This is a genomic window from Williamwhitmania taraxaci (genome assembly GCF_900096565.1).
GTDB classification, from domain to species: domain Bacteria; phylum Bacteroidota; class Bacteroidia; order Bacteroidales; family Williamwhitmaniaceae; genus Williamwhitmania; species Williamwhitmania taraxaci.
The window spans coordinates 1-4,551 of sequence record NZ_FMYP01000127.1; the positions used below are offsets into that span (position 1 = coordinate 1).

The window sequence follows — 4,551 nt, forward strand, 5'->3', positions numbered from 1 at the left end:
GCTTTCAGCTGTCGGACATAGTAATTTACCGTATTGCGGTGTATGGCTAAACTTGAAGAACAGCTGCGGTTGCTTTCTCCTTTGATTTTTAACTGAATTAATTGTCGTACATCCATGATATCTATCTTCTTTGCGGCCATATCCCTGATTTAAGTTTCAGCGATAAGATAGAAATCATTCCTTTCAAGAGCCTAAATGCACCTAAAAAAGTGGCACAACTTCGACCGAAACGCCTGGCACAACTTGAACCGAAATGGGTGGCACAACTTCGACCGTTTTATCTACTTGTAAACTCAATTGATGCTTTTATTATTTCTAAAGAAGATAGAGAGCGAAAGATCATAGTAAAAGTTTCTAGTAATACAAAAGAAATAATTCTTGATTATTACGATAATGGTCCAGGTCTTTCTAAAGACATTACCGAACCAGAAAAAATATTTGAGCCATTATTTACGACAAAGAGGAATCAGCATACTGGTGAAGAAGAAGGGACCGGATTAGGTATGTGGTTAGTAAAATCGATTGTTGAAGAAAATGATGGTAATGCGCAATTATTATATCCTGAAATAGGCTTTGGATTAAAAATTACATTTCCAATAAAATATAAAAGATAGAAGTCATGTATAAAATATTATTTATAGACGAGGAAAAAGAAACCTTGGACGATTTTGAAGAATTTGTAGAAAAATTCCCTTCAAGGGTTGAATTAGTTCCTTTGACAGCACTTCCCTTAGCTTCAAAAGAAGAAATGATTGAATATATCATTAAGTTGGCTCCTGATGCACTGGTAGTCGATTTTCGTTTGAATGAAATGAAAAACGATATTAAATACAATATACCTTATAATGGAGTTGATTTAGTTGAAGAATATCAATCAATTAGAAATCATTTTCCATGTTTCGTTTTGACAGCGTTAGATGATGAAGCAGTAAACCAAAGTGAAGATGTTAATATCGTCTACATTAAAAACATACTTTATAAAAAGGAAGATGAAAATGCTAAAGCCAAATTTCTTGATAGAGTTCTTGGGCAAATAGAGCATTACAAATCCCGAATTGAAGATGCAAAGAAAGAGTTAGATGAATTAGTAAACTTAAGGAAGACTGGTAACGCGGATATAGATATTGAAAATAGAATAATTGAACTTGATGATTTTTTAGAAAAGTCAATTGATGCAAAAAATTCTATTCCATCAGAATATAAATCCCTTTCAAATTCAAATAGACTAGATAGTATTCTCAATAAAGTTGACGAACTTCTAAGAAAAATAGACAAGGATGCCAAATATATTTAGACATACTAGTCCAGTAAGAACTTGTTTAAAAACATATGCAAGTTATCGCAGTTTCAAGCAATACTTAGCAGAGGATTTTAATTCAAGATGTGGGTATACAGACTGTCCTGACTTTTGGTTTGGGGGGAAGAATAATTTTCATATTGACCATTTTAAACCTTTTTCAAAAAGCCCCAAACTAGAAACTGATTATTCAAACCTTGTTTACTGTTGCTCTTATGTCAATATTTTAAAGTCGGATGATGAAGGTGAATATATTGACCCTTGTGATGTTGACTTTAACGAACATTTTGAGAGGGATAATGACGGTGGGATAATTCCAAAGAAAACCTCAAAGGAGGCAACCTATATGCATTCCAAATTGCAACTTGGTTTATCAAGATACAAACTAATATGGAAGTTGGATGAAATCTATAATCGCCTATTGAAACTTCAAACCGAAATAAAAAATCCAAAAAATGCGGAATTGATAAATGATATAAGAATCATTCACAGTGAATTGGCAGAAGAGTTTACAACTTATTTGCAATATCTTAAGGTTAATCAGTAGAAGAGTTTATAATGAGAAATCAAGTATTCAAATACTTAAGTCAGTGTTCAACTCAGCCGAATGAAGTTGACCGGCTAATTATTTCTGGATTTCTCTATAAAAACAAATTAGCAGTTAAGAAGAATGAGTTTCTCAAATCTTTTTCAATTCTAGAAAATGAAAAGGAAGAATATTCAACTCTTCAAAAATTTATTTCAATTCTTGAAATAGAAATTCCTAAATTTGAATTTGAAGAACTAATTGAGCTTTTTGAATTTGTAATATCCCCTGCTGATAGAATTATCAACGGGGCGATTTATACACCTGTAAACATTAGAGAATTTGTCATTCAGCAATCATTTCATTCTAAGAACAAAACACTTGCTAATGCAAAAATTGCAGACATATCATGTGGTTGTGGTGGTTTTCTTTTTAGTGCAGCAAAGCAATTAAAAAAGAAAACCAATAAATCTTATTTGGAAATTTTCAGTACTCAAATTTTCGGTTTAGATATTCAACCCTACTCTATTACGAGAACAAAACTATTACTTTCAGTTTTAGCATTGTCTGAAGGTGAGGATGAAAAGGAATTTCATTTTAATTTATTTGAAGGTGACGCATTAAAATTTAATTGGAGTGAGACCCTAAATAGGTTCACTGGCTTTGACATTGTGTTAGGAAATCCGCCTTATGTGTGTGCAAGGAACCTAAGTGATGAAGTGAAATTAAGCCTTGCAAATTGGGAGGTTTGTAAATCAGGGAATCCTGATTTGTATATTCCATTTTTTCAAATTGGAATTGAATGTCTGAATGAAAACGGTATTCTTGGTTTTATAACTATGAATAGTTTTTTCAAAAGTTTAAATGGAAGAGCTTTACGGAATTATTTTCAAAAGAAAAGCATCAAGTTTAAAATTATAGATTTTGGAACTGAGCAAATTTTCAAATCTAAAAACACATACACCTGCATCTGTATAATTGAAAATACGAAACACGATTATATCAAGTATTACAGATGTATTGATAAAGAGATTCCTAAACAAGAGAGTGTATTTAGCAAAATTTCTTATTCAGGACTAAACTCTAACACTGGATGGAATTTGCAAGACAATAAAATAATTTCAAAAATAGAATCAACTGGTGTTGCATTTGGAAACATTTATAAAACAAGGCACGGTATTGCAACTCTAAGAAATGATATTTACATTTTTAATCCAGTAAAAGAAGATAATGACTATTATTATTTGCAAAACGGAAGCCTTTATCAAATTGAAAAAGGAATATGCAAAGACATTGTAAATACAAATAAACTAAGCAGAGAAGTAACTCTTAAAAACTTGAAGGAGAAAGTGATTTTTCCTTATGACAATAGTGAAAAAGCAAAACTTTTAGATGAGGCATTTATAAAGGACCGTTTTCCCAAAGCATACTTATATCTGCAAAACAAAAGAAGGCTTCTTGCAGAACGTGACAAAGGAAAAGGAGAATACGAAAACTGGTTTGCTTTTGGTAGAACACAATCATTGGAAAAGGTTAAGAATAAAATGTTCTTTCCAAAGATGTCGGATAGAACGCCAAGCTACATCATTAACACTGACGACAATTTATTGTTTTACAACGGTCAGGCAATTATTGGCCATAGTGAAAAGGAAATGCTCTTAATTAAGAAAATAATGGAATCCAGACTTTTTTGGTATTACATTAAAACGACAAGTAAACCATACACTTCCAATTACTATTCACTTAACGGCAATTACATTAGAAATTTCGGTATCTGCCAGTTAGATAATGACGAATTAGATTTTGTCCTTAAAGAGCAGGACAGAAATGTTCTTGACACGTTTTTTGAAAGTAAATATGACATTGACCTACGACAATAGTTCAGCCAACGCATTTGCAGGCACATTTGCTTTTTTGCCTTCGCACAGACCAGCACTAAAAAAGCAAAAAAACCTGCAAGCCATAGAACAGTGACAGTGCAAACTCGACATGATAGACCTTCGACCGAAAAGAAGCCCAGCAGGTAATCGAATTCTAAGTCCTGACAAAATATTTTAAGAGATAAATTTCGATATATACATTTGCCGAATAACAACCGATGGTGCAGGCTGCCCCGCCAACTAAGCCGATGGGGAGAGCCTCTCACACCATGCGAGCCTTGCTCCCACAACGCTTCCAATTAAAGAACTTTTACTATATTTACCATGCAAGGCACACACGTGGTATAAAACATTGGGGTTTAAGTGGCTATTCAAACATTCTTCCACACATCAAGTTCGGTGTAGCTGGCCAGTAAAGTAGCCCGCAACGGCGAAGTCCTCAAGGAGCCAAGCGGAATAATCCCTTACGGAAAAACACACTCGACGGTTGTAAATCATGGTAAGAGACAACAAACATTGCCCTTTAATCGAATAATATTTACCTTTGCAGAAAAGATGAGCCATGAATATTCAAGCAGAAAAATTGGAACTCGTTAGAATGTAGATAAAACGGTCGAAGTTGTGCCACCCATTTCGGTTCAAGTTGTGCCAGGCGTTTCGGTCGAAGTTGTGCCACTTTTTTAGGTGCATTTAGGCTATTGTTTCGGTCGAAGTTGCGCCACCCGTTTCGACGCAAATTGCGCCATTGAGCCATTGAAAGGAATGATTTCTATCTTATCGCTGAAACTTAAATCAGGGATATGGCCGCAAAGAAGATAGATATCATGGATGTACGACAATTAATTCAG

At 33.9% G+C, this 4,551-nt stretch carries 4 protein-coding genes; all 4 read left to right on the forward strand.

Features of this window, described 5'->3' with window-relative positions; all coding sequences use genetic code 11:
- Nucleotides 1-209: 209 nt before the first annotated feature.
- Genes BLS65_RS17205 through BLS65_RS17220 form a run of 4 tightly spaced genes read left to right on the forward strand, consistent with a single transcriptional unit; the run spans nucleotide 210 to nucleotide 3,703 of the window.
- Nucleotides 210-614 carry an ATP-binding protein gene (locus tag BLS65_RS17205; RefSeq protein WP_244500714.1) on the forward strand — a complete coding sequence of 135 codons (405 nt, stop codon included), beginning with the start codon at nucleotides 210-212 and terminating at the stop codon, nucleotides 612-614.
- Nucleotides 615-619: 5 nt separating this feature from the next.
- Complete coding sequence (locus tag BLS65_RS17210) at nucleotides 620-1,294, forward strand: response regulator (protein WP_092441028.1); 675 nt, start codon at nucleotides 620-622, stop codon at nucleotides 1,292-1,294.
- On the forward strand, nucleotides 1,278-1,844 hold the full coding sequence (locus BLS65_RS17215; protein WP_092441029.1) for an HNH endonuclease family protein: 567 nt from the start codon (nucleotides 1,278-1,280) through the stop codon (nucleotides 1,842-1,844). Before BLS65_RS17210 ends, BLS65_RS17215 begins: the two co-directional genes overlap by 17 nt.
- An 11-nt stretch (nucleotides 1,845-1,855) precedes the next feature.
- Nucleotides 1,856-3,703 (forward strand): HsdM family class I SAM-dependent methyltransferase, encoded by a 1,848-nt coding sequence (locus BLS65_RS17220; protein ID WP_092441030.1) that lies wholly within the window; start codon nucleotides 1,856-1,858, stop codon nucleotides 3,701-3,703.
- Nucleotides 3,704-4,551 lie beyond the last annotated feature (848 nt).